The organism is Pseudomonas sp. MH10, assembly GCF_034353045.1.
In the GTDB taxonomy this organism is placed as follows: Bacteria; Pseudomonadota; Gammaproteobacteria; order Pseudomonadales; family Pseudomonadaceae; genus Aquipseudomonas.
In genome coordinates this window covers 4,418,670-4,443,786 of the sequence record NZ_CP133783.1, presented here as the reverse complement: position 1 = coordinate 4,443,786, position 25,117 = coordinate 4,418,670, and the positions used below count along the sequence as shown (strand labels likewise).

Sequence of the window (25,117 nt, the reverse complement as noted above, 5' to 3'; positions counted from 1 at the left end):
AGCCGAGGTAACCGTCATGCAACTCATAGCGACAACCGGCAGTGAAATAGCGGCCAATGCCGTGATCAGACTCAACCCGCTAGACGATGTATTGATCGCCCGGCAACCACTCGTCAAAGGCCTGGAGCTGAGCGCCGAAGGCATCCAGGTGCTTGAGCCCGTGCCCTCCGGCCACAAGATCGCTGCGCGTCATATTGACGTGGGCCAACCGGTACGCCGTTACGGCCAGATCATCGGTTTCGCCAGTCAGCCGATTGAGGCAGGGCAACATGTGCATGTACACAACGTGGCGATGGGCGATTTCGCGCGGGATTACGCGTTCGGCGTCGATGCCAAAGGCAGCCCCACGCCCACAGCGGAAACGTTCATGGGCATCGTGCGCGCCGACGGCCGGGTGGCCACGCGCAACTACATCGGCATTCTGACCTCGGTCAATTGCTCGGCCACCGTGGCGCGTGCCATTGCAGATTACTTTCGCCGCGACATTCACCCTGAGGCGTTGATCCAATACCCCAACGTCGACGGCGTCGTGGCACTTACCCATGGCTTCGGCTGTGCGGTCGACCCTAACGGCGAAGCGCTGGCCATGCTGCGCAGAACGCTCGGCGGCTATGCGGTTCACCCCAACTTCGCCTCTGTCCTGTTGATCGGATTGGGTTGCGAGACCAATCAGATTCCAGACCTGCTGGCGGCTCAGGGCCTGAAAAGCAGCGACTCACTGCGTGCATTCACCATTCAGGGAACGGGCGGCACGTCTAAAACCATCGCCAGTGGCATCGCTCAAGTGAAGTCACTGCTGGCACAAGCCAACACGGTCAAACGTGAACCGGTCAGCGCCAAACACCTGATCATCGGTCTGCAATGCGGCGGCTCGGACGGTTACTCGGGCATCACCGCCAATCCGGCGCTGGGCAACGCGGTAGACCGTCTGGTCGCGGCCGGTGGCACCGCGATTCTGTCTGAAACGCCGGAAATCTACGGTGCCGAACACCTGTTGACCCGTCGCGCCGTCAGTCAGCACATCGGTGAAAAGCTGATTGCGCGTATTCACTGGTGGGAGGCCTATTGCAAGCGCATGGATGCGGAGCTGAACAACAATCCGTCGGCGGGTAACAAGGCAGGTGGACTGACCACTATTCTTGAAAAATCACTGGGTGCGGTGGCCAAAGCTGGCTCCACCGATCTGGTCGATGTCTACGAATATGCCGAAACAGTCAGGGCCCACGGGCTGGTGTTCATGGACACTCCAGGCTACGACCCGATTTCTGCAACCGGCCAGGTGGCGGGTGGGGCTAACCTTATCGCGTTCACCACGGGTCGCGGCTCGGCTTACGGGTGCGCGCCCTCACCGTCCATCAAACTTGCCACCAATAACCGCCTGTGGGAAACCCAAGAGGAGGACATGGACGTAAACTGCGGTGGCATTGCCGATGGCACCATGACCATCGAGGAACGCGGTGAGTACATTTTTCGCATGATGCTGCGAATTGCCTCGGGCGATAAAAGCAAAAGCGAGCAACATGGCTACGGCCAGAACGAGTTCGTGCCGTGGCAGATCGGCGCGATCACTTAAGACCTTTTTCATCCACTTCGGCGCCCCGGCTCCCTCGTCCAGTACGATGCGGAGCCGTTCATTTCAACAGCGTCGAGTCTCACTAATTCATCACTTCCTCAGGAACCCTGTCATGACTCAGATTCTCGGTCAGAGCTATATCGGCGGTCAGCGCGTCGCCGCTGGCACCGTAAAGCTGCAAAGTTTCGATGCGACAACAGGCGAAGCGCTGTCAGGCGTGTTCATCCAGGCTACTCAGGACGAGGTTGACGCAGCAGCCAAAGCAGCCAGCGCCGCTTACCCGATTTATCGCAATTTGCCGGCCGCCCGGCGCGCTGAATTTCTCGATGCCATCGCCGACGAGCTGGATGCATTGGGTGACGACTTCGTCAGCACCGTATGCCGTGAAACTGCTTTGCCTGCCGGACGTATTCAGGGAGAACGTGGCCGTACCAGCGGCCAGATGCGCCTGTTCGCCAACGTGTTACGCCGTGGAGACTTTTACGGCGCACGCATTGATCGTGCCCTGCCGGATCGCAAACCCCAGCCGCGCCCGGACCTGCGTCAATTCCGCATCGCCGTAGGCCCGGTCGCGGTATTTGGCGCCAGCAATTTCCCGTTGGCGTTTTCCACCGCCGGTGGCGATACCGCCTCTGCTCTTGCGGCCGGCTGCCCGGTGGTGTTCAAGGCCCATAGCGGACACATGGCTACCGCTGAATGGGTCGCCGATGCCATTGTGCGGGCAGCAGAACGCACCGACATGCCAGCAGGCGTGTTCAACATGATTTATGGCTCCGGCGTTGGTGAGTGGCTGGTCAAACATCCGGCGATTCAGGCCGTGGGGTTCACCGGTTCGCTCAAAGGTGGCAACGCACTGTGCAAGATGGCTGCAGAGCGGCCTCAGCCCATTCCGGTGTTCGCTGAGATGTCGAGCATCAATCCGGTGATCATTCTTCCTCAGGCCCTCAAAGTACGTGGCGAAACCATCGCCAACGAACTGACCGGCTCGGTGACCTTGGGTTGCGGACAGTTCTGCACCAATCCCGGGCTGGTCATCGGAATTCGGTCGCCTGAGTTCAGTGCGTTTGTGCAACGTTTCGCAGCTCAAATGAACGATCAACCTGCCCAGACCATGCTCAACGTTGGGGCGCTGAGCAGCTATGGCAAAGGCTTGGAACATCTGCATGGCCATCCAGGCCTGGAACATCTGGCGGGCAGCCCGCAACAAGGCAAACAGGCGCAGCCGCAACTGTTCAAAGCCGATGTCAGCTTGCTGCTGGAAGGCGACGCTTTGCTCCAGGAAGAAGTGTTCGGACCGACCACCATCCTCATTGAAGTGGCCGATCAGGCACAACTGGTCGCAGCGCTCAACGGGCTGCGCGGCCAGTTGACCGCCACCGTACTGGGCGAAGCCGACGAATTGCTGGAATACCGCTGGTTGACCGAGCTGCTGCAAGAGAAAGTCGGCCGGATCCTGTTGAACGGCTATCCGACCGGTGTCGAAGTCACCGACACCATGGTGCATGGTGGTCCTTACCCGGCAACGTCCGATTCGCGCGGCACGTCGGTGGGAACCTTGGCGATAGATCGTTTCCTGCGTCCGGTGTGTTTCCAGAACTACCCGGATGCGCTCCTGCCCGAAGCCCTGCAAGACGCCAATCCGCTGGGCATTCAGCGTTTGGTCGATGGCCAACACACGGACAGCGCGCTTTAAGATTAACTAGCGCAGCCCATAAAAAACCGCCTTCGGGCGGTTTTTTATTATTGAAATGGAGCGATTCGGTTTACGGCATCTGCGCCCCTGCCACCGCCACATGAATCATGTACAGCGAGGTATTGGCGGTGATGAACAAGCGGTTGCGGCGTGGGCCGCCGAAGGTCAGGTTGGCGACTTTCTCCGGCAACACTATCTTGCCCAGCAACGTCCCATCGGCGGCAAAGCATTGAATACCATCACCCGCGCTGGTCCAGACGTTGCCTTGTACATCGACGCGCAAGCCGTCGGGAATCCCTGGTTCGATCTCGGCGAATACCCGCGAGCGTCCTAACCGGCAATTGTCCAGCACATCCAGTGCCCGGATGTGATGCGGGGCGGCCGGGTCGTGGGTGCGCGCCGAGTCCGCCACGTACAGGGTGTTGCCGTCGGCCGAAAACGCCAGCCCGTTGGGTTGAACGAAATCAGCGGCCACGCAGTGAATTTCGCCCGTATTCGGATCGACACGGTAGACGTTGCGCCCCGCCTGTTCCGGCTCGGCCTTGTAGCCTTCGTAATCGCTCATGATTCCGTAAGTCGGGTCGGTGAACCAAATGGCGCCGTCACGGTGAACCACCACGTCGTTCGGTGAGTTCAGACGTTTACCCTCGAACCGGTCCGCGATCACGCTGATGGTTCCATCCGGCTCAGTCCGGGTCACGCGCCGAGTACCGTGTTCGCAGGTGACCAGTCTTCCCTGAAGATCGCGAGTATTGCCGTTGGCAAAGTTGGAGTCTGGACGAAACACCGACACGCCCTGCTCTGGGGTCCAACGCAAAATACGTTGGTTGGGAATGTCGCTCCACAGCAGGTAGCCACCGTCGTTGAACCAGACCGGCCCCTCGGCCCAGCGGCATTGGTTGTACAGCTGCTCAAGCTGAGTGTTAGGCACCGTTAATGCGCGGAAGCGCTCATCGATGAATTCATACTTAGGTTCACACATGAAAGTACCTTGATTCACGCAGCGCGCGCCGATTTGCGGCCACTGACAGCGGTGATGACCGCAATGATGATCAGACCGGTGAGTATCAGCCGCACCCCGGCGCTGGCACCGAAGGTGTTGAGCATGCTCACCAGCAGATAGAGAAACAGGGCTGCGCCCCAGATGCCCGGCACGTTGGAAAAACCGCCCGCCACTGATGTCCCGCCGATGACTACTACGGCAATCGAGGCCAGCAAATACTCATCGCCCATGCTCAACGAAGCCCCACCGGAGAAGCCGGCCAAGAGCAGGCCACACACGCTGGCGAAAACCGCACTGAGGACGTAGGTCGCAAAACGGATACGGTCGACACGTCCTCCCGCGAGTTCCGCAGCACGGGGATTCTGACCAATGGCGATGGTCCAACGACCGTAAACGCTGCGCGTCAGAACGTACCCCATGACCACTGCAAGCAGCACGACACTGATCGCCAAATAAGGCACCCCCAAAATGTGACCGGTGCAGAACTGGTAGAAAATGTCCGGCGGCTGGATACGCACGCTGCGGCCATAGGCAATTGCCATGGACTGCAACAGGAAACTGGCCGACAACGTGGCAATGATCGGTGGGATGCGCAGCAGTCGAATCAGCGTGTAGTTGGCGCAACCAATCAACACCCCTGCCCCGAGGACGCCCAGCACACCCAACCAGATTAAACCGGACTGGCTGTCCATCAACTTCATCCCGATGGCTCCGCTGAGCGCAATGTTGGCCGGGATCGACAAATCAATGTTGCCGGGGCCGGTCGTGATCACAAACATCTGACCAATGCCGACGATGACGAAGAACGCCGAGAAGCTCAGTGCGCCCGACAACAGCGAACCCGCGCCTTGGCCTCCGGTGAAGGCAATGGTGACGATCCATATCAGCAGCGCCGCCAAAAACGACCATAACCAGGGCTTGCTCATGACCGTAGTCAGAAAGGGAGCAGTCTTCATAGTGGGCGAGCCTCAAGGCGGTTGACGGACGTGCGCAGGGCCAAAACCAGAATCAAAATCGCGCCTTGGGCGCCGATCTGCCAGTCCGGGGAAATGCGCATGAAGGACAGCAACGAGCCGGCCAACACCAGCGTCAGTGCGCCTAACACTGCGCCTGTGGGCGACACCCTCCCGCCAACAAACTCACCACCACCGAGGATGACCCCGGCGATGGACAACAAGGTGTAACGCAGCGCGATGCTGGCGTCGGCCGAGGTGGTCAGGCCCACCAGAAAAAGACCGGAGAACACCCCAAACGTACCGGCCAGTGCATACATCGTCAGCTTGATCCGTAGCAGGGACCAACCCGCTTTGGCAATTGCCAACGGATTGCCGCCCGCACCTCGCAACACGACGCCCAAGGTGGAGCGCATCAAAAAGAGATGCACCCCAATCGCTAACGCCACACAGACGAAGATCGCGAACGGCAGCACCGGCGTCTTGATGCGCACTAAACCTTGAAGCCATTGAGGCGCAGTTCCGCCCGGCGCCGGCAACAACAACACGGCGCCACCCATCCATATAAAAGACATGCCCAATGTCACGACGATGGAGGGCAAGTTACGCACATGGATCAGCGCACCCAACAACGCGTACACCGCGATACACCCCAGCAACGCCAGACAGCCAAGCACCGGGTGCTGGTTGAGCAACGTCGCTGCGACGCAGGCCACAAAACTGATGAAGCTGCCCAGCGACAGATCCAGGTCGTTGACGGTGATGATCAGCATCTGCGCGATGGTGGCGAAGGCGATGGGCACTGCCAGATTGAGCATCAGGTTCATGCCCATGTAGCTCATCGCCCTGGGCTGCATGATGAAAATGGTGATCAGCAGCACCGCCAGCGACACCCCCGGCAATGCGCCTCGCAGCAAGCGTGCGCGGTTGAATCCAGATGCTTTTAGGGCAGAGCCCTTCAGCGGAAGAGGGGTGGATGCATTCATGCCGTTTGCTCCTCGAAGGAGCAGCGAAGAATCCGCTCCTCGCTCAACTGACTGCGCGGCAGGTCAAGCACTGCCTGGCCATCACGAAAAACATAGATGTGATCGCAATAATCAAGCTCTTCCAACTCAGTGGTGTACCAAATGAAGGTGCGGCCTTTAGCAGCCTCTTGGGCGATGATCGAATACACCTCGCGCTTGGTGCCAACGTCGACGCCACGCATGGGATCGTCCATCAGGATCAACTCGCTGTGGGACGCCAGTGCTCTGGCGAACAGGGCTTTTTGCTGGTTCCCCCCAGACAACGACATGATCGGATTACGAATATCGGGGGTGCGAATACCCATGCGTTTTTGCCATTCTTCAGCCATGGCCTGCTCTGCATTCGGGTCGATCAAGGCCCCGCGTTTCAGATGGCCTATTGAGCTGATCGTGATGTTCTCGGCGATGGACCACATCGCAAACACGCCGTCACTTTGTCGATCCCCCGCGACTAACGAGGCCCCTTGCCCGCTGGCAATACGTTGGCGCAGCACCTGAATCAGCAGTTGGCTTTGACCGTGCCCCGCAAGCCCGGCCAAGCCGACGATTTCCCCCGGATGTGCATCGACGGTCTGGGCGTTGGCTTGACGGGCTGGACGCTGCGCGACCACCGGGGTGCTGTTGAGGCGTCGCGAGATAAACACCTGCTGATCGGCAGTCTCCTTTGCAGCGCTGCCCATGCATTCCACAAGCGAGGAGTGAGTAAAATCGCTCGCTGCACGAATCTCCACGACACGGCCATCACGCATGACGGCGATGCGGTCACAGGTGTCGAGCATTTCTCCAAGAATGTGGCTGATCAAGACGATACTGCCGCCAACGCCGACGAAGCGCCGGACGAATTGCAGCAGTTGTTCGGCAACGCGCGAGTCCAGCGACGACGTGGGCTCGTCGAGGATCACCAAGTCAAGGCGCTCATCGACCCGGACGAACGCCCGGGCGATTTCGACCATCTGGCGTTTGCCGATCGGCAACTCAGCGACGATGTCGTCGGCCTGAATATCATGGCCCGGAAAAATCTCATCAAGACTGGCCTCAATCAGCGCCCTGGCCTTGCGTCGCCACCCCCATCCACGAATGGCCGGTGACATCAGTCGGGTATTTTCAGCGACGCTAAGGTTCGGACACAGCGACAGCTCCTGAAACACACAGCGAATACCGTGCTTGCGTGCCACGTGTACGCCATAGCTGGAGCGCACGTCCTCGTCGCCGACCAGCAACGCCCCACAGTCCGCCTCAAGAGTCCCGGCCAAGACCTGCATCAAGGTCGATTTACCCGCGCCGTTGTGACCGATCAATCCCAAGCATTCACCGGGCTGAACACTCAGGTCGACGTCACACAGGGCGCGCACGGCGCCAAAGGATTTACCGGCGCCCTTGAAGGTCACCAGCGCGTGTTTAAGGGTAGTCATGACATTCTCCTCGGCATTGCCGCGCACCTAGGCGCGGCATGCGTTGGTCATTGAGCGGATGGGCTTTTCAGTGTGGCGACGTCATCGACGCTGTACGCCTGGCTGAGAATCCCGCCCTTCTCAAGGCCCTTGAGCGAAGCCTCCAGAGTGTCCTGAGTCACGCTGACCGCTGGCGACAACAAGTCATGGGGCATTTTTTTGCCATCGAGCAATTGCTGGGCAACCCAGAACGCAAGGCTGGAAATGCTCGGGGCGCTGGAAATCGAAAAAGACTGATAGCCGTTGGCGTCTTTTTGCTTCTTCCACCACGACAACTCTTCTTCGCGATTGCCGAAGACAATCGTCGGCGTCGGCCTTCCCGCCGCAGCGAAAGCTTGGGCCGCGCCATAACCGTCATCACCTTGAGTCACCAGCGCATCGATCTTGGGCAGGCTTGGCAGGATGCTTGCCACTGCTTTTTGCGCGGCAGTCTGTGACCAGTTGCCGTTGACCGAGCCCACGATTTTCAAGTTCGGGTGTTTTTGCGCACCGGCGATAATCCCGGAATGAATCTGTTCATCCACGGAGACGCCCGCCAGACCACGAACCTCGAGCACATTCGCGCCGCCAGGGAATCGCTTGGCCAGATAGTCCATCTGGTCGACACCGCTTTGCTTGAAGTCCATGGAGATGCGATAGGCACAGGGTTCAGTGACCACGCCGTCGAACGAAACGACGATGATGCCCGCGTCGCAGGCCTGTTTGATGGCGCCATTTAGGGCGGTGGGCGACGCCGCGTCGACGACGATGGCGTTGTAGCCCTGCAGGATCAGATTCTGGATTTGTGCCGCTTGCTCGGTTGCCTGGTTTTCACCGGTGGTGAAGGAGTCTGCCGAGGAAATAATGCCTTTTTTGACGGCGGCGTCGGTGGTCTGCTTCCAACTGCTGAGCATGTTCTGACGCCAAGAGTTACCGGCGTAGTTATTGGACAAGGCGATGGTTTTATCGGCCGTATCGGCCTGCGCCTGCATGAAGGGGAACAGTAACAGCGCACTCGACAGAAGCACGCACCGCAGCGGGTGGGTTTTCATGGATTAACCTTTGTTATTATTTTTTGGGTTTCAGGCGGCCCCGATTGGTCGGTGCTCACCGGCTTACTGCACGTTCGGGCCCAGTCTGCACCGTCCTGCAACCAGCGTCTGTGACCATCACTGCAGACATGGCGCGAAACACCGCACTTAATATGCGGGATCACGCAACTTCCGTGCGAGACCTTGTAACTCTTCACCCAGAGACTGCTGACCACAGCGTAGGGCGTGCCAGCCGTCATCGATAGCGCGTATGGTGGGGCTAACAAGAATAAAGGTGCATGACCGTGCAACGACCACACATTCAGGCCGAGGATGTCCTCCATCACTTTCTCGGCATCTCCAGGGCCTTGGCCGGGCAACTGGATTTTCAATCGATGATTGATGCGATTTCCGAGGAAATACGCATCATCCTGCCCCATGACCATCTGGACGTAAGCTTGCTGCTGCTCGACGGTGAAAATCACCTGCACGCTTATGAAACCGGATTACACACGGCCTGGAGCGATTTCGCCAATCACCCGCTGCCGATCGTGCAAAGCCCTATCCGCGCGCTGTTGCTGGGGGAGGAACCGTTCATCCTCAGCAAGGACGCGATGACTGATCCACGCTTTCAGTTTGCCGACGCCTACAACACCCCTATTTTCGACGCCCAGCTTCGCAGCAGACTCCACGTACCGTTGCGCGCGCGGGGCGAAATCATTGGCGCATTGAGTTGCTCGAAACACACAGCCGATTACTACACCCTTGACGACGTGCACCATACCCAGCATGTGGCCGACTTGCTGGCGTCTTATCTCTATGCATTGCGTCAGACCGATCAGGCGAAAAAGCTGGCGATTGCCGAAACCCAGATCCGTGCCCGGGAAGAAGGTCTTCGCGTGGGCGCTCTGCGCTTGACCGAGGAGTTGGAGAACGAACGACAGCGCATTGGCATGGATTTACACGATCAGACACTGGCCGACATGACACGCCTGCATCGGCGCATCGCTCGTCTGACGTTGGTTGATACGCTGTCGGGGCGCGACTTGCAGCCCCTCAGCGAAGCCTTGCAAGAGAGCATGCAGGAGCTGCGCATGATCATCGACGCAGTTAAGCCCACAGTGCTCCAGCTGTTCGGCTTCGAGGAAGGACTGGAGGACCTGTTGTTACGCAGTGTGCGCAACAGTGGTTTGAGCATCGCCACACACCTGCGCGACAACACCGACGGGCAGGCCAACAAACTGGCGGAACCGCAGAAAATTGCGCTATTCCGTATCGTCCAGGAAGCCGTTAACAACGCGATCAAACACGCTTACCCGGACTCCATCGACATTGACATCAGCCTTGTGGACAACCGGCTGCAGTTGTCCATTGTCGATGATGGCCTGGGGCTGGATCGCGACAATCTGCTGGATACCGGCGGTATCAAGAACATGCAGATACGCGCCCAACTGCTCGACGCCCAGCTGCAGATCAACAGCGGCCCGCAGGGCAAGGGAACCCACGTTCGCCTCAGCCTGCCGCTGTCTGACCCACTCATTGACCCGGAGCAAGCCGCCTGATGGATGTCTTGTTGATAGAAGATGACCCCGTGCACCGCGCGTTCTTCAAGGAAGTGATTGAACAGGCGCTACCTGAATGCACGCGTTTGCTGGAGGCCGAGGACGGACAAATAGGCGAGCGCCTGGCCCATGAGCACGGCGTCTCGGCAGTGGTGATGGATCTGCAGATGCCTAAACGCACCGGAGTAGAGGCGGCCAAGACGATCTGGAAAGATCGCCCCGACACCTCGATCCTGTTCTGGTCCAATTACGCGGATGAAGCGTATGTGCGCGGTATCTCACGCATCGTTCCAGAGGGCGCGGCCTATGGCTATGTGCTCAAGACCGCTTCTGAGGAGCGGCTACGGTTGGCGCTGCGCAGTCTGTTTATCGAACAACAATGTGTCATTGATCGCGAGATACGCGGGGTGCAGCAAAAATCCCAGGATCAGGTATTAGGCTTATCCGACACTGAGTATGAAGTCCTGCAAGACATCGCACTGGGGCTGACAGACCGCGCGATTGCCAGTCGCCGCAGCCTTTCGTTGCGCAGCGTGCAAAACCGGTTGCAGCAGTTGTACGAAAAGCTCGGGGTGTACCAGCCAACTGACACCCCTTGGGGTAATCATGCGTTCAACCTCAGAGCACGCGCCGTCAGCATCGCACTGCTGCGGAAATTACTTAATCGCAACGCGTTGGAACAGGCCGAAGCGGAGTTACAGCAATGGATCAGCGACCCCCGGCACGGCTACTGATTTTATAAACGAACTGTAGGAGCCTGGTTGGCGAGAGCTTGAGACGGACTGTCATGCCGCCTCGCCAACAAGTGGGCTACAGCTGAGTATCAGGGTTGTCGGTTGAGACAAGGGTCAATCGCATCAGCGCTTTTAACGCGAGGGCATTGCCGATCGCAGCGCCTTGAGCGGTGTTATCGAAGATGCACCAGTTCGGCACACTGTCTTGTGCCGAATGCTGCAGTTCCAGCGCCAACGCGCTTAATCGATCGTCGTCGTAGTTGCTGTAATACATGCGCGGCGACCCGTGCATGCGCCAGTAGCGAATGCCTGTCCAGCCACTTAGAAGATTGCCGCCAGCGATCGGTGATGGATCAGCGGCAACACGACCAATCTTAAACCCAACCAACACGTCTTCGGCCTCTCGCCAACTTTCGTGGCGCGGTTCCAGTACGGCGAATCCTGTGTATCGCTCACGCAACGCACCAAAGAATACCCGCGCGATGCCCTCATCAAAGACGAATGAGGCCGGTAACTGAATCAGCAGGCAACCCAGCGTTCCGCCCAACTCGGTGCATTGCGCCAGAAAGTCGTCTAGCAAGCGCTCGCATTCTCGCAAGCGTTTTTCATGGGTGATCAGTTTGGGCAGCTTGACCGAGAATCGAAAGGCGGGCGCCACGGATTGTCCCCAGCGCGCATAGGTTTTCGGAGCATGTGGGCGATAAAACGAACTGTTTATTTCGACGGCATTCAGTTGAGAGGCATAGCGCTGTAAATGTGTGCCTTGCGTACAAAATGCCGGCCAAGACTGACGCGGCAGGCTCCAGCCCGCGCAGCCAATGTAGACCTGCGGTGCAGGGTTCAATAAAGCACCTCGCCTGCATCGCGCATGAAAATCTCAACGGTCTTCGGGCCAACGCCTTCGAACTCCGCCATGCGTTTTTCAAACTCCATCCGGTTGTCGCTGGCACCCTGGATATTCCCGATCTTGCCGGCATATTCATCATTGAGTTTCTTGCACAGCGCGCTTAGACGGTCCGCCGTCGTCTCGTCATAACGCACGTAATGCGCTTGGCCCAACATCGCAACCAGCTCTCGATGGCTACAGTGACCCAGCTTAAGAGGTGTATCTCGATCATGTTGCTCGATGATCACTCGATACGCTTGCGCGGCAATGTCAGCCTGAATGCGTTTACCCATCAGAAAACTGGCGATGAACCACTTGAACAGCGCTCCCTCGCCGCCTTCTTTGAGGTCGATGCCTAAGTCAGCGGCGCTGATTGTTTTGTTCATCTCTTTGTCCTCTGTCGCTCAGACGCCTCATAAGCTGTGAGCGTTTACACAGTGAATGGGGGGCGTTGGGCCTCTACGAGAGATGGACTGCTTCTGGCTGAAATAGTTGAATTCGTCGCTTTGTTGGTTTTTGCGACAGCGAGTGCGGGGGCTGTCATTAGAATCATTGGCCAAAGCCCTCACTGCGTTGCTCAGCGAGGATATCTTCGACCGTGCGCTGATGACCGGACCTGACCATTTTCAAGTCATACCCGGCGGCCTCAAGCAAACGAACCAGTGCAGAGACGCTCATGTCTCCTTTCGCCAGCGTCTCCATGCGCGCTACGGTTGAACGAGCAACGCCGGCACGAGTGGCTAAAACCGCTTGGGTTAGCTTGGCTTCGCTTCTGGCCTCTTTGAGCATTTCTGCGACATCGAATAGCGTACTCATCGGTAGCCTCTGGGCATCAAAATATTACCTTTAGGTAATTAATGTAGCCCACGGAGCACAAGCACGCAATTTTTAACTGTAGCCCTAGAGCATCAAAAACAACCAAAATATCAATTTTTGTAGCCTGAAGGCTACCCATTCAAGCCCGCAACGCCTTCTCCCCAAACCGATACGTCGCAAAGCAACACACCAACAACCCGCTCACCGCGATCAATCCGCCCACCAGGCCAATATTCGCAATCCCCAATTGGCTAATCACCATGCTGCCCAACAGCGCACCACCGCCGATGCCGATGTTGTAGATGGCGGAGTGCAGGGACATAGCCACGTCAGTGGCGTCTGGCGCCATGGCCAATACTTTGGCTTGCATGACCAGGCCGAAGCACATGATTGCCATGCCCCAGACCACGCTCATGGTCGCGAGCCACGAGGCTTTGCCGGAGAGAGGCAATAGCAGCATCAAGCACAGGGCCAAGGCGCCGATGGCGGTGATTAACATGCCTTTCGGGAAGCGGTTGTTGTAGCGGCTGAAGACCACTGAGCCGAGGATGCCGGCGCCGCCGAACAGCAATAACAGGACGGTGGTCATCTCGCCGCTCATGTGGGCGACGACTTCTGCGAAGGGTTCGATGTAGCTGTAGGCGGTGAATTGCGCGGTGATCACCAGCGCAGTCAGGACGTACAGCGATACCAGCGCCGGGCGTTTGAACAGGATTGGCAGGCTTCTTAGCGAGCCGGAGTTCTGGCTCGGCAGCAGCGGCAGCGATTTGATCAGGAACAATACGGTCACGCCGGCGGCGACGGCAATCGCCAGAAACGTAGTGCGCCAGCCCAACGCTTCGCCCAGCACGCGACCCAGCGGTATGCCGAGCACCATGGCCAACGACGTGCCGGTTGCCAATAGACCCAAGGCCTGTACGTGTTTGCCCGGTGGGGCTACGCGCACGGCCAAGGACGCGGTGATCGACCAGAACACCGCGTGGGCGAAGGCGATTCCGATGCGGCTGATCAGCAGCATGCTGAAGCTGGTCGCCATGCTGGAGAAGATGTGGCTGGCGATAAACAGCATGAAGACAAAAACCAGCAATTTGCGCCGTTCGATGTTGCGGGTGAGCAGCATCATCGGCAGTGACGTCAGGGACACCACCCACGCGTAAACCGTCAACATCAGGCCGACCTGGGCCGTGGTCATGTCGAAGCTGTGGCCGATTGCGCTCAACAGCCCGACCGGAACGAACTCGGTAGTATTGAAAATAAAAGCTGCGAGAGCCAGCGCGATCACGCTAAGCCAACTGCCGGTGCGAGCGTCCAGGATGCTGTTCATTGGATGCCGTACAAACCTCAAGTCGAAAATTGATTAAAGCGGCCGCCCTTCAACGCTCAAAAGTCTTGCGCACAAAAATGCCGCCCGAGGCTGGTTGCCGGGGCAGTGCATAGAGTGAGCAAAATATTATGAGTATGAGGGGGTGCTGCGAGATGCCGCGAATTCTACGCGGCTGCAAACGTTGTCACAACACGATATGCCCGGTCTAGAAGGACCGAGTGACGAGCGGTGTACGAGGGATAGAAATAAAAACGGACCAAGGCTCCGGGTCCGCCCACGCTGAAAACACGTTGATGGGATAGCCGACGATGACCCGGTATTCATCGGCATTGTGATCCACCGTCTGGTAGCCGTCGCCACCTCGGTTGGTGGCCCAGCGTAGCCGAACCCCTAGGTTCTTGGCGGTGGCGCCTTGCACGACGTATTTCATATCGACATCACGCTCCCAATGCTTCGCGTCACTGCCGCCAGCGTTGTAGTAACTGCCATAACCGGTGTCCGTTGCTGCTGGTGGTGGATCCTGCAACCGGAAACCAGCCCGGCCCGCATCCGCCTGGATCAGGCGCTGTAACCCTGTGGACTACCGACGCCCGCAGACATCATCGAATGCAGCTCGGTGTACGGCATGCAGCAGTTAATTCAATCGACCGGAGCGATCATGGTCCTGTCGGAAACGGCGCTGCGTGACCCTCTGAAAATGGCTCATCCGCAACGCCATTACGGGCTTCTTCCCAGGCAAGCCTGCTCCCACAGACCGGGTGCCTTGCAAAAAACGACCCCGCTCACAACAACGCCATCAAGTCCTGATACAACGCCTCCGGTATCTGCACGCCATCCGTGCGGCTCAACGCCCGTGCATCAAACCTGCGTTGCGACGGCAGTCTCGCGCCCTGCTCCACAATACCGTCGAACAACGCTTCTGCTCGTAACAAATGCTCTTCAGCGCTAACGCCCAATAAACGTTGCGGATCAATGGCGATCACCAATTCGCCGCCGTAGGGCGATGATTTACTGCCGGCGTCGAAGGCTTGGGATTCTTTGCTGGTCATGTCGCCAATCAAGGGGCCGGCGAGGAGTTCGACCATGGCCGCCAGTGCTGAGCCTTTGTGACCGCCGAAGGTCAGCATGGCGCCGCTGAGTGCAGCAGCGGGGTCGGTGGTGGGTTGCCCTTGGGCGTCGAGGCCCCAGCCCAATGGAATTTCTTTGCCGGCGCGGCGGTGCAGTTCGATTTCGCCTCGGGCAACGGCGCTTGTGGCGAAGTCGAAGACAAACGGATGTTGCCCCGCCCTTGGCCAGCCGAAGGCTATCGGGTTGGTGCCGAACAACGGTTTGCTGCCGCCTGCTGGCGCAACCCACGCGTGACTCGGCGTAAAAGCCAGCGCCACCAAACCTTGCGCCGTGAGCGGTTCAATTTCTGCCCACAGCGCCGAAAAATGCACGCAATGGTTGATCGCCAGAATCGCGATGCCTTGGCTGCGCGCTTTGTTCACCAACAACGGCATGCCCGCTTCGAACGCAAGCCCGGCAAAGCCGCCACGACCATCAACCTTGACCACTGCGGCGGCCCAGTCGGCTACCTCAGGCAGCGCATCGGGGATCACTTTTGCGGCTTTCAACGAACTGATGCAGCCCAACAATCGCCACAATCCGTGGGACGCGCAGGCATCGCCTTCGGCCGTGACGACGGCGTTGGCGACGGTGCGCACGTGGCCTTCGCTAAAACCGTGGGTGCGCATAATGTTTTCGGCCAGGTCACGCGCCTGAGCCAGCGTCAGTGAGATCACCACACACCCCTCGGTTAACAAAACCAACAGGTTGGCGGTTCTGGCTCAGACTGGCTTGAGCGGTTTGCACAGCCACCGTGAAGAATTCAGCACAGCCCGCGCTGCAATCCCAGTGGACAGCAACGCGCCGAACTCGATAAGTTGCCTGCTCCCTCCGATGCGGGCCTGCTCATGCGCCTCGATCAATTGCCGTCATTGCCTGACCTCGCCAGCCTGACTAGCAGCCTGCAACACATCGCGCCGTTGCTTGATGCGATGCCCGGCGTGGTGTTTTTCATCAAGGACGTGCAGGCGCGCTATGTGCTGGCGAATCAAACGTTGGTGCATCGTTGCGGCCTGAAGGAAAAAAGCGAGCTTTTGGGGCGAACCGCCGAAGAGGTTTTTCCGGCCAATCTGGGACCGCTCTACACCGAACAAGACGTGCAAGTGTTGAGTGATGGCGTGGCGCTGGGCGACCAGTTGGAATTGCACCTTTACCCCGGACGGCATCCGGGCTGGTGCCTGACTCACAAATTGGCATTGCGTGACGCCCACGGCGAAATCATCGGGATGGCGGGCATTTCCCATGACCTGCAAGTGGCACAGTCGAGCCATCCGGCCTATGAAAGAATCGCCGCCGTGGACGCGCACATTCGCGGGCATTACGACCGCCCAATCAGCCTCGCCGACCTGACGACCATTGCCCAGATGTCGGTGGCGCAACTGGAACGCCAATGCAAACGAGTGTTCCAACTGACCCCACGGCAGTTGATTCACAAGGCCCGGCTTGGCGCGGCTTCGCAGTTATTGACCGGCGACTTACCCATCACCGAGATCGCCCTGCGCTGCGGTTATACCGATCACAGCGCGTTCAGCCGTCAGTTCAAAGCGCTCACCGGCCTGTCACCCAGCCAATACCGACTTCTTTAAGGAGCCAACGTGTTGGCGAAGCAGGCGACCCGGTGGCTGATCGGACGCCATCGCGAACACGGTCGCGTTTACAACGAAGGACGTGAATACACACTGTGCTGATTTCGTCATCCAGACCCACTAAATCCGTCAAGCCGTCAGGCCTCTAACGCGCCACTCTTGCAGCGACATTTCCTGTGCAGGCGTAGGCATCCATGAAACGCATCAGCGTCATTGACTCACACACCGGCGGCGAGCCGACCCGCTTGGTCATTGATGGCTTCCCGGAGTTGGGCCGGGGCAGCATGGCGCAGCGGCGGACGATTCTGGCTGAGCAATTCGATGACTGGCGCGCCAGCACCATGCTCGAACCGCGCGGCAATGACGTACTGGTGGGCGCCCTACTCTGTCCGCCAGTCGATCCCGCGGCCTGCACGGGCGTCATCTTTTTCAACAACACTGGCTACCTCGGGATGTGCGGCCACGGCACTATCGGCCTGATCATTTCCCTCGCGCACTTGGGTCGGATCGAATCAGGGCTGCACCGTATCGAAACACCAGTCGGCACGGTTGAAGCCACGCTGCACGAGGACCGCTCAGTGAGCGTGCGCAACGTGCCGTCATACCGTTATCGCAAATCGGTGAACGTTGAAGTCCCCGGCCATGGCGTGGTTACCGGCGATATTGCCTGGGGCGGCAATTGGTTTTTTTTGATCGCTGACCACGGCTTAAGCGTGGCCAGCGACAACTTAGACGGGTTGACCGCCTATTCCTGGGCCGTGCGTCAGGCGCTGGAAGACCAAGGCATTTGCGGCGATGACGAAGGCGTAATCGATCACATCGAACTGTTCGCCGATGACCTCCACGCCGACAGCCGCAGCTTTGTTTTGTGCCCTGGCAAGGCCTATGACCGCTCCCCGTGCGGCACCGGCACCAGCGCCAAATTGGCTTGCCTTGCCGCTGACGGCAAGCTGCAACCGGGGGAAGTCTGGCATCAGGCCAGCGTGATCGGCAGCCGGTTTGAAGGCAGCTATGAGTGGGAAAAAGCCGGTGAACCGCAGATTATTCCGACGATTCGTGGCCGGGCTTACATCAGCGCAGAAGCCACCCTGATCCTCGAAGAAGACGATCCATTCGCTTGGGGCATTCGGCCGTGAACGCCGACGTCATTGTGATTGGCGCCGGAATCGTCGGCAGCGCCTGCGCCGATGAACTGGCGCGGCGCGGGTTGGACGTGTTGGTCATCGACAGCCAGCGTGGCGGTGCAACAGCGGTGGGCATGGGCCATTTGGTGACAATGGACGACAACCCAGCGGAACTGGCCTTGAGCCAATATTCGGTGGGCGTATGGCGCGAATGGGCAAAAGACCTCAATGACGGCTGCGCGTACCGCAACTGCGGCACCTTATGGTTGGCGGCGAACGCGGAAGAAATGCACGGCGCCGCGCAGAAAATGGCAACGCTGCAAACCCATGGCATTGATTGCAAACTGCTAGGTGCCGACGCCTTGCAGGACGCCGAACCGGCGATACGCAAAGGCTTGGTCGGTGCCCTCAAGGTCACTGGCGACAGCATTATTTACGCGCCCAATGCCGCCCGCTGGCTGCTGAATAGGCATGCCTCACGGATCACGCGCCTGGACGCCACCGTCATCGAAGTCGATGGCAATCGCGTGCGCCTGAGCGACCGCCGCTGGCTGAGTGCCAACGCGGTGATCTTGGCCAACGGCATTCACGCCACCGAACTGTGTCCCGAATTGCCGATTCGGCCGAAGAAAGGTCATCTGCTGATCACCGATCGCTACCCGGTGCAGATTCATCATCAACTGGTTGAGCTGGGCTATATCAGCAGCGCCCACGCCAACACCGGCACCTCCGTGGCGTTTAATGCGCAGCCACGGCCGACCGGGCAGATTTTCCTCGGTTCATCGCGGCAGTTCGACACCCTGGACCCCGAAGTGGAAGGCCCGGTACTGGCAAGAATGCTCAAGCGCGCGCTGGAATATTTACCGGGCTTGGAAGACCTGAATGCTATTCGCAGCTGGACCGGCTTTCGCGCCGCCACGCCAGACGGTTTACCAATACTGGGTCAGCACCCGCGCCAACCGGGCCTGTGGTTGGCGGTCGGGCATGAAGGACTGGGCGTGACCACTGCGCCGGGCAGCGCTCATGTGCTGGCAGCGCAGATGTTCAAGGAAAAACCCGCGTTTGATCCGCGCCCTTTTCGCTTGGAGCGCTTCAGCCCTGCGGCGGTGCTGGTCAGGACGACGCCATGATCGAGTTACACATCGACCGCCTAAGCGTACGAGTTCCGGACGGCACCACAGTGGCGGCTGCGCTCTACATCGCCGCCGATGGCATCAGCCGCGTTTCGGTCAGCGGGACACCCCGTGCGCCGTTGTGCGGGATGGGCATTTGCCAGGAATGCCGGGTGACCATCGACGGACGCCGGCGCCTGGCGTGCCAAACCCTGTGCCTGAACGGAATGTCGGTGGAGACCCGCCCATGATTGAACACATTGACCTGCTGATCATCGGCGCCGGGCCGGCGGGAATGGCAGCGGCCCTCGCGGCAGCGGCCAGTGGCGTACGCATTATCGTGCTGGACGACAACCCGTTGCCGGGCGGCCAAATTTGGCGCGACGGCCCCCACGCGCACCTGCCGCTGACTGCCCGTCGTTACCGAGAAGCCTTGAGCAACGCGCCGAACATAACGGTTTACAGCGGCACCCGGGTGGTCGCCCGCGTCGCCCCCAAAAGCCTGTTACTGGAAGACGCCGAACGTGGCTGGCAACTGGCGTACGACAAGCTGATTCTGTGCACCGGCGCCCGAGAGTTGCTGCTGCCCTTCCCCGGCTGGACCCTACCGGGCGTGACCGGTGCGGGCGGTTTGCAAGCGCTGATCAAGGGCGGTTTGACGGTCCAAGGACAGTCGGTGGTCATCGCCGGCAGCGGTCCTTTACTGCTGGCCAGTGCCGCTTCGGCAAAAAAAGCCGGGGCCAAGGTGATGCACATCGCCGAGCAAGCGCCGCTCAGCGCAGTCATGGGTTTCGCCGCGCAATTACCGAAATGGCCAGGCAAACTGCTGCAAGCCGTGCAACTGATCAATGTGCGTTACCGTTGTTCCGGTCATGTGGTGGAAGCCTTGGGCGAAGATCGCTTGCAGGCCGTTCGCGTGCACCAAGGGAACAAAACCGTGGAAATCGCCTGCGAGCGTTTGGCCTGTGGTTTTGGTTTGATTCCCAATATCCAACTCGGTCAGGCGCTGGGCTGCTTGATCGTCGATCAGGCAATCTCCGTAGACGCTTGGCAAACCAGCAGCCTCGCCGACCACTTCGCCGCGGGTGAATGCACCGGTTTCGGTGGCAGCGAGTTAGCCTTGGTCGAAGGCGCTATCGCCGGCCATGCGGCGGTGGGTGATCATGCAGAAGCCAAAGCGTTGTGGCCACAACGTCAACACTGGCAGGCGTTTGCTGACCTGCTGAACCGAACCTTCGCGCTGAATCCGCAGTTAAAAACCTTGTCGGCGCCGGACACCCTAGTGTGCCGTTGCGAAGACGTGCCCTACGCCACCTTGCACGCCAGTTCCGACTGGACCGACGCCAAGCTCCACAGCCGCTGTGGGATGGGCGCCTGCCAAGGTCGGGTGTGCGGGGCCGCCGCTGAGTATTTGTTCGATTGGACCCCGCCCGCCCCACGGCCACCCTTTAGTCCCGCACGAATCGGCACCTTGGCGCGCATGGCCGATGAGCAGATCGCTGAACAACCGTTGTGAAGTCATATCGGACGTCGTATACACTATTTTCTTTTCAAACCAGTGGTCGATTTCCTTGCCCTTGCCTCGTTTCAATCCCCCCAATCTGGGGATCACCCCTACCGCGTCGGAAATAATCGCCAAGCATCTGCGCGACGCGATCATCGTCGGGCACTTTGCCGAGGGCGAACCTATCCGTCAGGACGAAATCGCCGGGCTGTTCAATGTCAGCAAAATCCCGGTGCGGGAGGCGTTGAAGCGTCTGGAGGCCGAAGGGCTGGTGATTTTTCATCGCAACAAAGGCGCGGTGGTCACCAAGATCTCCGAACCGGAATTGGCGCAGATTTTCGAGGTTCGGGTGCTGCTGGAGGTTCAAGCGATCCGTCTGGCCGTGCCGAACATGACCGAAGCCACCTTTGCCAACGCCGACCGGATTTGCGACGAGTTCCTCGACAACAACGACATCGGCCATTGGGCGGAGCTGAACTGGGAGCTGCATGCGTGTTTGTATGAACCGGCGCAGCGGCCTTTTCTGACTAACTTGATCCGCTCGATCCACGACAAGGTTGAACGCTACCTGCGTTTGCAAATGACCTTAGGCGAAAGCAAAGAACGGGCGAACGTCGAACACCGCGAGATTATCCAAGCCTGCCGCGACCGCGACACCAATAAGGCCGCCGAGCTGATCGAGCAACACATCATCGGCGTCTGCCGCACTTTGTATGAACACCTGCCGAATCGGCCGGTGAAGACTTGAAAACCCACGGTTAACACCCATCTGCAGGAGCTGCCGAAATCTCTGTGGCTTGCCAACGAAAGCATCAATGCAGCCGACCCAGATTTCGGATTGACGTCAGCGGCGCTATTGAGGGCCTCTTCGCAGGCAAGCCTGCTCCCACAGTATTGGCTGCTGCTTATTATCAACTCGCAGGAGCTGCCGAAATCTCTGTGGCTTGCCAACGAAAGCATCAATGCAGCCGACCTAGATTTCGGATTGACATCAGCGGCGCTATTGAGGGCCTCTTCGCAGGCAAGCCTGCTCCCACAGTATTGGCTGCTGCTTATTATCAACTCGCAGGAGCTGCCGAAATCTCTGTGGCTTGCCAACGAAAGCATCGATGCAGTCGACCCAGATTTCGGATTGACGTCAGCGGCGCTATTGAGGGCCTCTTCGCAGGCAAGCCTGCTCCCACAGTATTGGCTGCTGCTTATTATCAACTGCGTCAAAAACTCCAGAGCCGTACGGCTCGCAGCCGTCGGCCCCTGCATGTCCCGTGTTTACTGCCAGACAGCACTATAAGATGTCCGACGCCTACACTATAAAAACAGCCAAAAAATTCATGAGGAACGATGTATAGCCTACAAGAACGATTGCCCTTAATGCTTTGGGTATTTTGTTGCCGGCATCTCTATCCGCTAAACCGCGCCAATAACATGGAGTAGGCAGTAGTATTATTCCAAATACGACATGCAGCCTAAGATTTCTGCCGACGATGCCTCCACCAAACACCGTCTGCGCATCTAATACCCATTTTGATCCTTCAAGATATTTTTCTAAAATATCCAGCTTTTTAACATCTAAATAGAGCATAAAAACAATATTTAAAAACGACCACACTACTACAATAATATTTGGCAATACCGACCAAAGATCACTCATTACGGTCGATGCTCGTATAGAAACTTACCCGCCGGTGCAAAATGCTCTTCGCCCGCCAGTCCGCCATAATAGCCGGCTACCGCGCCACCAACGATGGCGCAGGCGATAGCACCTAGCCCCCCGGTTGGAATTCCAAAAACCACCGAGCACGCAAGCACGGCAACACCACTTCCAACCGAACCTGCAAATAGACCTGTTGCGACTCCTCCCACCAACTTCGCCCCCTCAACATACTTAGCCTCAGTACACTCATCCTCTCGACCCACAGAACAGGCCTCGATTATTTCTAAGGCCGTGGAGCCAATATTAAGCGCTATGCCCACTGGCGTACCGGCATTCAACAACTTCGATGCCTTGGCCACCCCGCTCAAGGTTTTCGCATAGCCCTTGATTTCCCCTGTGTGAAGATAACTTTTGGTGGAGATACCCAGCATTTTCTTAATAGGGCCTTTGTTCTTTAAACCAGTCCCGTATCGCGCAAAACCCTCCAGTTGCGTTTCAAGTTTGCTGAAAAGAACCCGTCGCTGGGTGATAAAGGCATTTTTGGCCCGTTGACTATTGCTGCCCAAGAGTTGTTTGTGCAGCGTTGCGATTTCGCCAAGGGTGTTTTCGACCCCTTTCAGGTGGTTGCCCCAAGCGCCCGTAGACGCTCCGATTCCAAGGGAGGTGTAGCCCAGCAGCTTTTGCAGAAAATCATAATTCTTGATCAGATGGCCGTCGCCACCCGCTGCGTTATTCCTCAGCCCCTGACGCACGTGAACCGCCAGTTTCATCATTTCTGCCTCTTCCCCGGTACAAGACTGGGTTGAGTCGTCTCCAACAATGATGACGTGCCCCGGCATCACTACCGCGTTGCGGATGTGGGCATTGAGCATGTCGAACTTTGCCCCGGCATTTCCGCTGAGCCCCAGTTTGGCTTTGAGGGTGGCGTAGGTCTGCATCTGTTCGTTGATGAACGCGTAAGGCTTTGACATGGGCGTTCCTCAGCCGTGAACCTTGTTGCTAATACGGTCCCAGCCACCGGTGATGTTGCCGCCGGCACCGCCGCTTGCTCGTTTTTGTTCGGTGTAGGTGGTTTTTATCCGGCCGTAATTAATTTGGACGTATTCCACCGGTTCACCACTGCCTCCGCCGTGTGCGAAGTCTGAAATGATCACTTCTTCAAGTTCGATTTCAAAGTACTTGAGCTTGTCGCCGCCTGCTCGATTGAGGGACAACGTCAGTTTGGAAATGTGTTTGCCCGCGCAACTGGCTTCAAACAGCTTGCTGCTGGCTTTATCGAGAAGTTTGGTAAAGCTGAAGTCTGACAATGTGGCACGCCCCGACGACGCGCCACCTGAGGAGCTGGCAGTGGCAGAGGTGCTTTGACGGACACCGAAGTTGTAGTCGGTAATTTCTATCCAGTCTTTGTGTTTATCGTCCAGCGATTCACCAGGGATACCTTCGATTTTGATAAATGCGTCAAATGCCATTTTTGCTTTCCTTCGCGAGTTGACAGGCGACGGAATATAAAAAGAAGATTCAAAAAAGTCTTGGCCGAAGTAGACATCTTGAGGCTATTTTTGATTTTCGGAAATTGCCTACAAGCGAAGGTATTTATGCCTACATTGCGGTCAGAATTAGCAGTCAAACCCTACAGATTTCTAATGCGGTGCATCAGCCACGTCGGGGCACCGCCACCAATAGTCAATAGGCCGCCGAGCTGATCGAGCAACACATCATCGGCGTCTGCCGCACTTTGTATGAACACCTGCCGAATCGGCCGGTGAAGACTTGAATCCTGTGGCATTCAATAACTCTGTGGGAGCGAATTCATTCGCGAATGGTTTGACGCGGTGTGCCAGACCAACCGCTTTCCCGACTAAATTCGGTCCCACAGAATCTCAGACCCACGCGATTCAGTACTGACCGATTTCTCCCCAAAACAGCCCACCCGTTACCGGTTTTGCTCCGTTATGTAACATCGCGCCGCCTTTCGAACCCTCAGCTAAATCCCCGCTAAACTCCCAGAACCACGCCCTCCCGCGCTGCACTCAGGTCACCACCAATCTGGCACATCCTCTGCATATAAAATAACGTATACGAAATCCTCAATACCAAACGAGTTCATCTGACTGACACCACGATAACGAGGCCCTCACATGAAGAAGCACGTAACCGCCGTAGCCCTCACTGCACTAGTTGGCGCCTGCTGTATCGGCACGGCCCAGGCCGACAAGCTCGATAGCATCATTGAAAGTGGCACTTTACGTTGCGCGGTTACGCTGGACTTCCCGCCAATGGGCTCTCGCGATGCGACGAACACGCCCATCGGTTTCGACGTCGATTATTGCAATGATCTGGCAAAGACCTTGGGCGTTAAAGCCGAGATTGTTGATACACCGTTTCCCGACCGCATCCCGGCCTTGGTTTCAGGCCGTGCGGACGTGATTGTCGGTTCTACGTCAGACACCCTGGAACGAGCGAAAACCGTTGGCATGACGATTCCGTATTTCGCCTTTCAAATGATGGTGGTGGCGCACAAAGGTAAAGGGATCGCCAAATACGAGGACCTCAAGGGCCGCCCGGTCGGCAACACCAGCGGCACGTTCGAAGCCATTGCCCTGGAAAAAGACGTGAAGGCCTGGAACGACCCGAAAGGCAGTTTCCGCGCGTACCAAAATCAGAACGATACGATCCAGGCAGTTGAGCAAGGCCACATCGATGCCACGGTAATCACCAACACCGTGTCGGCGGCAGTGATCAAAACCGGCAAATTCCCGGACTTGGACATCGTTGGCCCGGCGCCGTATGTCATCGATTATGTTGCACTGGCTGCAAAACGTGACGAATACGGCTTGATCAACTACCTCAACCTGTTCATCCAGCATCAAGTGCGTGACGGTCGCTATAAAGAGCTGTACGCCAAATGGGTGGGTGGCGATCCGGTAAACCTGACGGTTCCAGGTGTCTATCGCTGATTGAGGCCGTGCCCGCGCGTCGTTTTGGCGCCGGGCTTTTTTT

General features: G+C 58.0%; 24 protein-coding genes and 3 pseudogenes. 13 read left to right on the top strand and 14 right to left on the bottom strand.

The genetic code is table 11. The annotated features are described in order from the left end of the window. The first annotated feature begins 16 nt into the window (after positions 1 to 16). Positions 17 to 1,573, top strand: a complete 1,557-nt coding sequence (locus tag RHM59_RS19950; RefSeq protein WP_322166244.1) for an altronate dehydratase family protein — start codon at positions 17 to 19, stop codon at positions 1,571 to 1,573. 112 nt (positions 1,574 to 1,685) lie between these two features. Beyond that, complete coding sequence (locus RHM59_RS19945) at positions 1,686 to 3,266, top strand: aldehyde dehydrogenase (NADP(+)) (protein ID WP_322166245.1); 1,581 nt, start codon at positions 1,686 to 1,688, stop codon at positions 3,264 to 3,266. A 70-nt stretch (positions 3,267 to 3,336) separates the two neighbouring features. On the opposite strand, the gene RHM59_RS19940 is transcribed toward RHM59_RS19945, so the two are convergent. From RHM59_RS19940 to RHM59_RS19920, 5 genes are read right to left on the bottom strand one after another with little or no spacing between them, the layout of a single operon-like run. Then, on the bottom strand, positions 3,337 to 4,248 hold the full coding sequence (locus tag RHM59_RS19940; protein ID WP_322166246.1) for an SMP-30/gluconolactonase/LRE family protein: 912 nt from the start codon (positions 4,246 to 4,248) through the stop codon (positions 3,337 to 3,339). A 14-nt stretch (positions 4,249 to 4,262) separates the two neighbouring features. Further along, complete coding sequence (locus RHM59_RS19935) at positions 4,263 to 5,225, bottom strand: ABC transporter permease (RefSeq protein WP_322166247.1); 963 nt, start codon at positions 5,223 to 5,225, stop codon at positions 4,263 to 4,265. Beyond that, positions 5,222 to 6,208: an ABC transporter permease gene (locus RHM59_RS19930; protein WP_322166248.1), complete on the bottom strand. Its 987-nt coding sequence runs from the start codon at positions 6,206 to 6,208 to the stop codon at positions 5,222 to 5,224. The genes RHM59_RS19935 and RHM59_RS19930 overlap by 4 nt, the downstream gene beginning before the upstream one ends. After that, the gene (locus RHM59_RS19925) at positions 6,205 to 7,659 is read right to left on the bottom strand and encodes a sugar ABC transporter ATP-binding protein (protein WP_322184787.1); all 1,455 of its coding nucleotides are present in this window, start codon (positions 7,657 to 7,659) and stop codon (positions 6,205 to 6,207) included. The genes RHM59_RS19930 and RHM59_RS19925 overlap by 4 nt, the downstream gene beginning before the upstream one ends. A 47-nt stretch (positions 7,660 to 7,706) precedes the next feature. Beyond that, on the bottom strand, positions 7,707 to 8,729 hold the full coding sequence (locus RHM59_RS19920) for a substrate-binding domain-containing protein (protein WP_322166250.1): 1,023 nt from the start codon (positions 8,727 to 8,729) through the stop codon (positions 7,707 to 7,709). Positions 8,730 to 9,007: 278 nt separating this feature from the next. Here RHM59_RS19920 and RHM59_RS19915 point away from each other — a divergent pair, with 278 nt between their 5' ends. Next, entirely contained in the window at positions 9,008 to 10,270 is a 1,263-nt protein-coding gene (locus tag RHM59_RS19915; protein WP_322166251.1) for a GAF domain-containing sensor histidine kinase, read from the top strand. Further along, positions 10,270 to 11,004: a response regulator transcription factor gene (locus RHM59_RS19910; RefSeq protein ID WP_322166252.1), complete on the top strand. Its 735-nt coding sequence runs from the start codon at positions 10,270 to 10,272 to the stop codon at positions 11,002 to 11,004. The genes RHM59_RS19915 and RHM59_RS19910 overlap by 1 nt, the downstream gene beginning before the upstream one ends. 76 nt (positions 11,005 to 11,080) lie before the next feature. On the opposite strand, the gene RHM59_RS19905 is transcribed toward RHM59_RS19910, so the two are convergent. The 5 genes and pseudogenes from RHM59_RS19905 to RHM59_RS19885 all read right to left on the bottom strand — a co-directional run. Next, positions 11,081 to 11,848 (bottom strand): DUF72 domain-containing protein, encoded by a 768-nt coding sequence (locus RHM59_RS19905; protein ID WP_322166253.1) that lies wholly within the window; start codon positions 11,846 to 11,848, stop codon positions 11,081 to 11,083. Further along, positions 11,845 to 12,276, bottom strand: coding sequence for a DNA methylase (locus RHM59_RS19900; protein WP_322166254.1), 432 nt, complete (start codon positions 12,274 to 12,276; stop codon positions 11,845 to 11,847). Before RHM59_RS19900 ends, RHM59_RS19905 begins: the two co-directional genes overlap by 4 nt. A 163-nt stretch (positions 12,277 to 12,439) precedes the next feature. Next, entirely contained in the window at positions 12,440 to 12,706 is a 267-nt protein-coding gene (locus tag RHM59_RS19895) for a helix-turn-helix transcriptional regulator (protein WP_322166255.1), read from the bottom strand. A gap of 139 nt (positions 12,707 to 12,845) precedes the next feature. Next, the gene (locus tag RHM59_RS19890; protein WP_322285248.1) at positions 12,846 to 14,030 is read right to left on the bottom strand and encodes a sugar transporter; all 1,185 of its coding nucleotides are present in this window, start codon (positions 14,028 to 14,030) and stop codon (positions 12,846 to 12,848) included. A 283-nt stretch (positions 14,031 to 14,313) separates the two neighbouring features. Next, positions 14,314 to 14,523: pseudogene (locus RHM59_RS19885) on the bottom strand (OprD family outer membrane porin); the annotation flags it as partial. 15 nt (positions 14,524 to 14,538) lie between these two features. Between RHM59_RS19885 and RHM59_RS19880 the strand changes: the two are divergent. After that, a pseudogene (locus RHM59_RS19880) lies at positions 14,539 to 14,730 on the top strand (LysR family transcriptional regulator); the annotation flags it as partial. Between the two features lie 82 nt (positions 14,731 to 14,812). Here RHM59_RS19880 and RHM59_RS19875 read toward each other — a convergent pair. After that, on the bottom strand, positions 14,813 to 15,814 hold the full coding sequence (locus RHM59_RS19875) for an Ldh family oxidoreductase (protein ID WP_322285247.1): 1,002 nt from the start codon (positions 15,812 to 15,814) through the stop codon (positions 14,813 to 14,815). 171 nt (positions 15,815 to 15,985) lie between these two features. Between RHM59_RS19875 and RHM59_RS19870 the strand changes: the two genes are divergently transcribed. From RHM59_RS19870 to RHM59_RS19845, 6 genes are all read left to right on the top strand, one after another. After that, entirely contained in the window at positions 15,986 to 16,723 is a 738-nt protein-coding gene (locus tag RHM59_RS19870; RefSeq protein ID WP_322166258.1) for an AraC family transcriptional regulator, read from the top strand. Positions 16,724 to 16,917: 194 nt separating this feature from the next. Then, positions 16,918 to 17,859 carry a 4-hydroxyproline epimerase gene (locus tag RHM59_RS19865; protein ID WP_322184779.1) on the top strand — a complete coding sequence of 314 codons (942 nt, stop codon included), beginning with the start codon at positions 16,918 to 16,920 and terminating at the stop codon, positions 17,857 to 17,859. Next, on the top strand, positions 17,856 to 18,977 hold the full coding sequence (locus RHM59_RS19860; RefSeq protein WP_322285246.1) for an FAD-dependent oxidoreductase: 1,122 nt from the start codon (positions 17,856 to 17,858) through the stop codon (positions 18,975 to 18,977). The genes RHM59_RS19865 and RHM59_RS19860 overlap by 4 nt, the downstream gene beginning before the upstream one ends. Then, entirely contained in the window at positions 18,974 to 19,210 is a 237-nt protein-coding gene (locus tag RHM59_RS19855; protein WP_322166262.1) for a (2Fe-2S)-binding protein, read from the top strand. Before RHM59_RS19860 ends, RHM59_RS19855 begins: the two co-directional genes overlap by 4 nt. Next, on the top strand, positions 19,207 to 20,475 hold the full coding sequence (locus RHM59_RS19850; protein ID WP_322285245.1) for an FAD/NAD(P)-binding oxidoreductase: 1,269 nt from the start codon (positions 19,207 to 19,209) through the stop codon (positions 20,473 to 20,475). Before RHM59_RS19855 ends, RHM59_RS19850 begins: the two co-directional genes overlap by 4 nt. A gap of 61 nt (positions 20,476 to 20,536) precedes the next feature. Continuing rightward, on the top strand, positions 20,537 to 21,211 hold the full coding sequence (locus RHM59_RS19845; RefSeq protein ID WP_416194823.1) for a GntR family transcriptional regulator: 675 nt from the start codon (positions 20,537 to 20,539) through the stop codon (positions 21,209 to 21,211). A 555-nt stretch (positions 21,212 to 21,766) separates the two neighbouring features. On the opposite strand, the gene RHM59_RS19840 is transcribed toward RHM59_RS19845, so the two are convergent. From RHM59_RS19840 to RHM59_RS19830, 3 genes are read right to left on the bottom strand one after another with little or no spacing between them, the layout of a single operon-like run. Further along, positions 21,767 to 22,114, bottom strand: a complete 348-nt coding sequence (locus tag RHM59_RS19840) for a hypothetical protein (RefSeq protein ID WP_322184773.1) — start codon at positions 22,112 to 22,114, stop codon at positions 21,767 to 21,769. Next, positions 22,114 to 23,088 carry a hypothetical protein gene (locus tag RHM59_RS19835; RefSeq protein ID WP_322184771.1) on the bottom strand — a complete coding sequence of 325 codons (975 nt, stop codon included), beginning with the start codon at positions 23,086 to 23,088 and terminating at the stop codon, positions 22,114 to 22,116. The genes RHM59_RS19840 and RHM59_RS19835 overlap by 1 nt, the downstream gene beginning before the upstream one ends. 9 nt (positions 23,089 to 23,097) lie before the next feature. Further along, the gene (locus RHM59_RS19830; RefSeq protein ID WP_322184769.1) at positions 23,098 to 23,586 is read right to left on the bottom strand and encodes a type VI secretion system tube protein Hcp; all 489 of its coding nucleotides are present in this window, start codon (positions 23,584 to 23,586) and stop codon (positions 23,098 to 23,100) included. A 221-nt stretch (positions 23,587 to 23,807) separates the two neighbouring features. Here RHM59_RS19830 and RHM59_RS25580 point away from each other — a divergent pair. Both RHM59_RS25580 and RHM59_RS19820 read left to right on the top strand, forming a co-directional pair. Further along, a pseudogene (locus RHM59_RS25580) lies at positions 23,808 to 23,891 on the top strand (GntR family transcriptional regulator); the annotation flags it as partial. Between the two features lie 364 nt (positions 23,892 to 24,255). Continuing rightward, on the top strand, positions 24,256 to 25,074 hold the full coding sequence (locus tag RHM59_RS19820) for a transporter substrate-binding domain-containing protein (protein ID WP_322166265.1): 819 nt from the start codon (positions 24,256 to 24,258) through the stop codon (positions 25,072 to 25,074). The last annotated feature ends 43 nt before the right edge of the window (positions 25,075 to 25,117 follow it).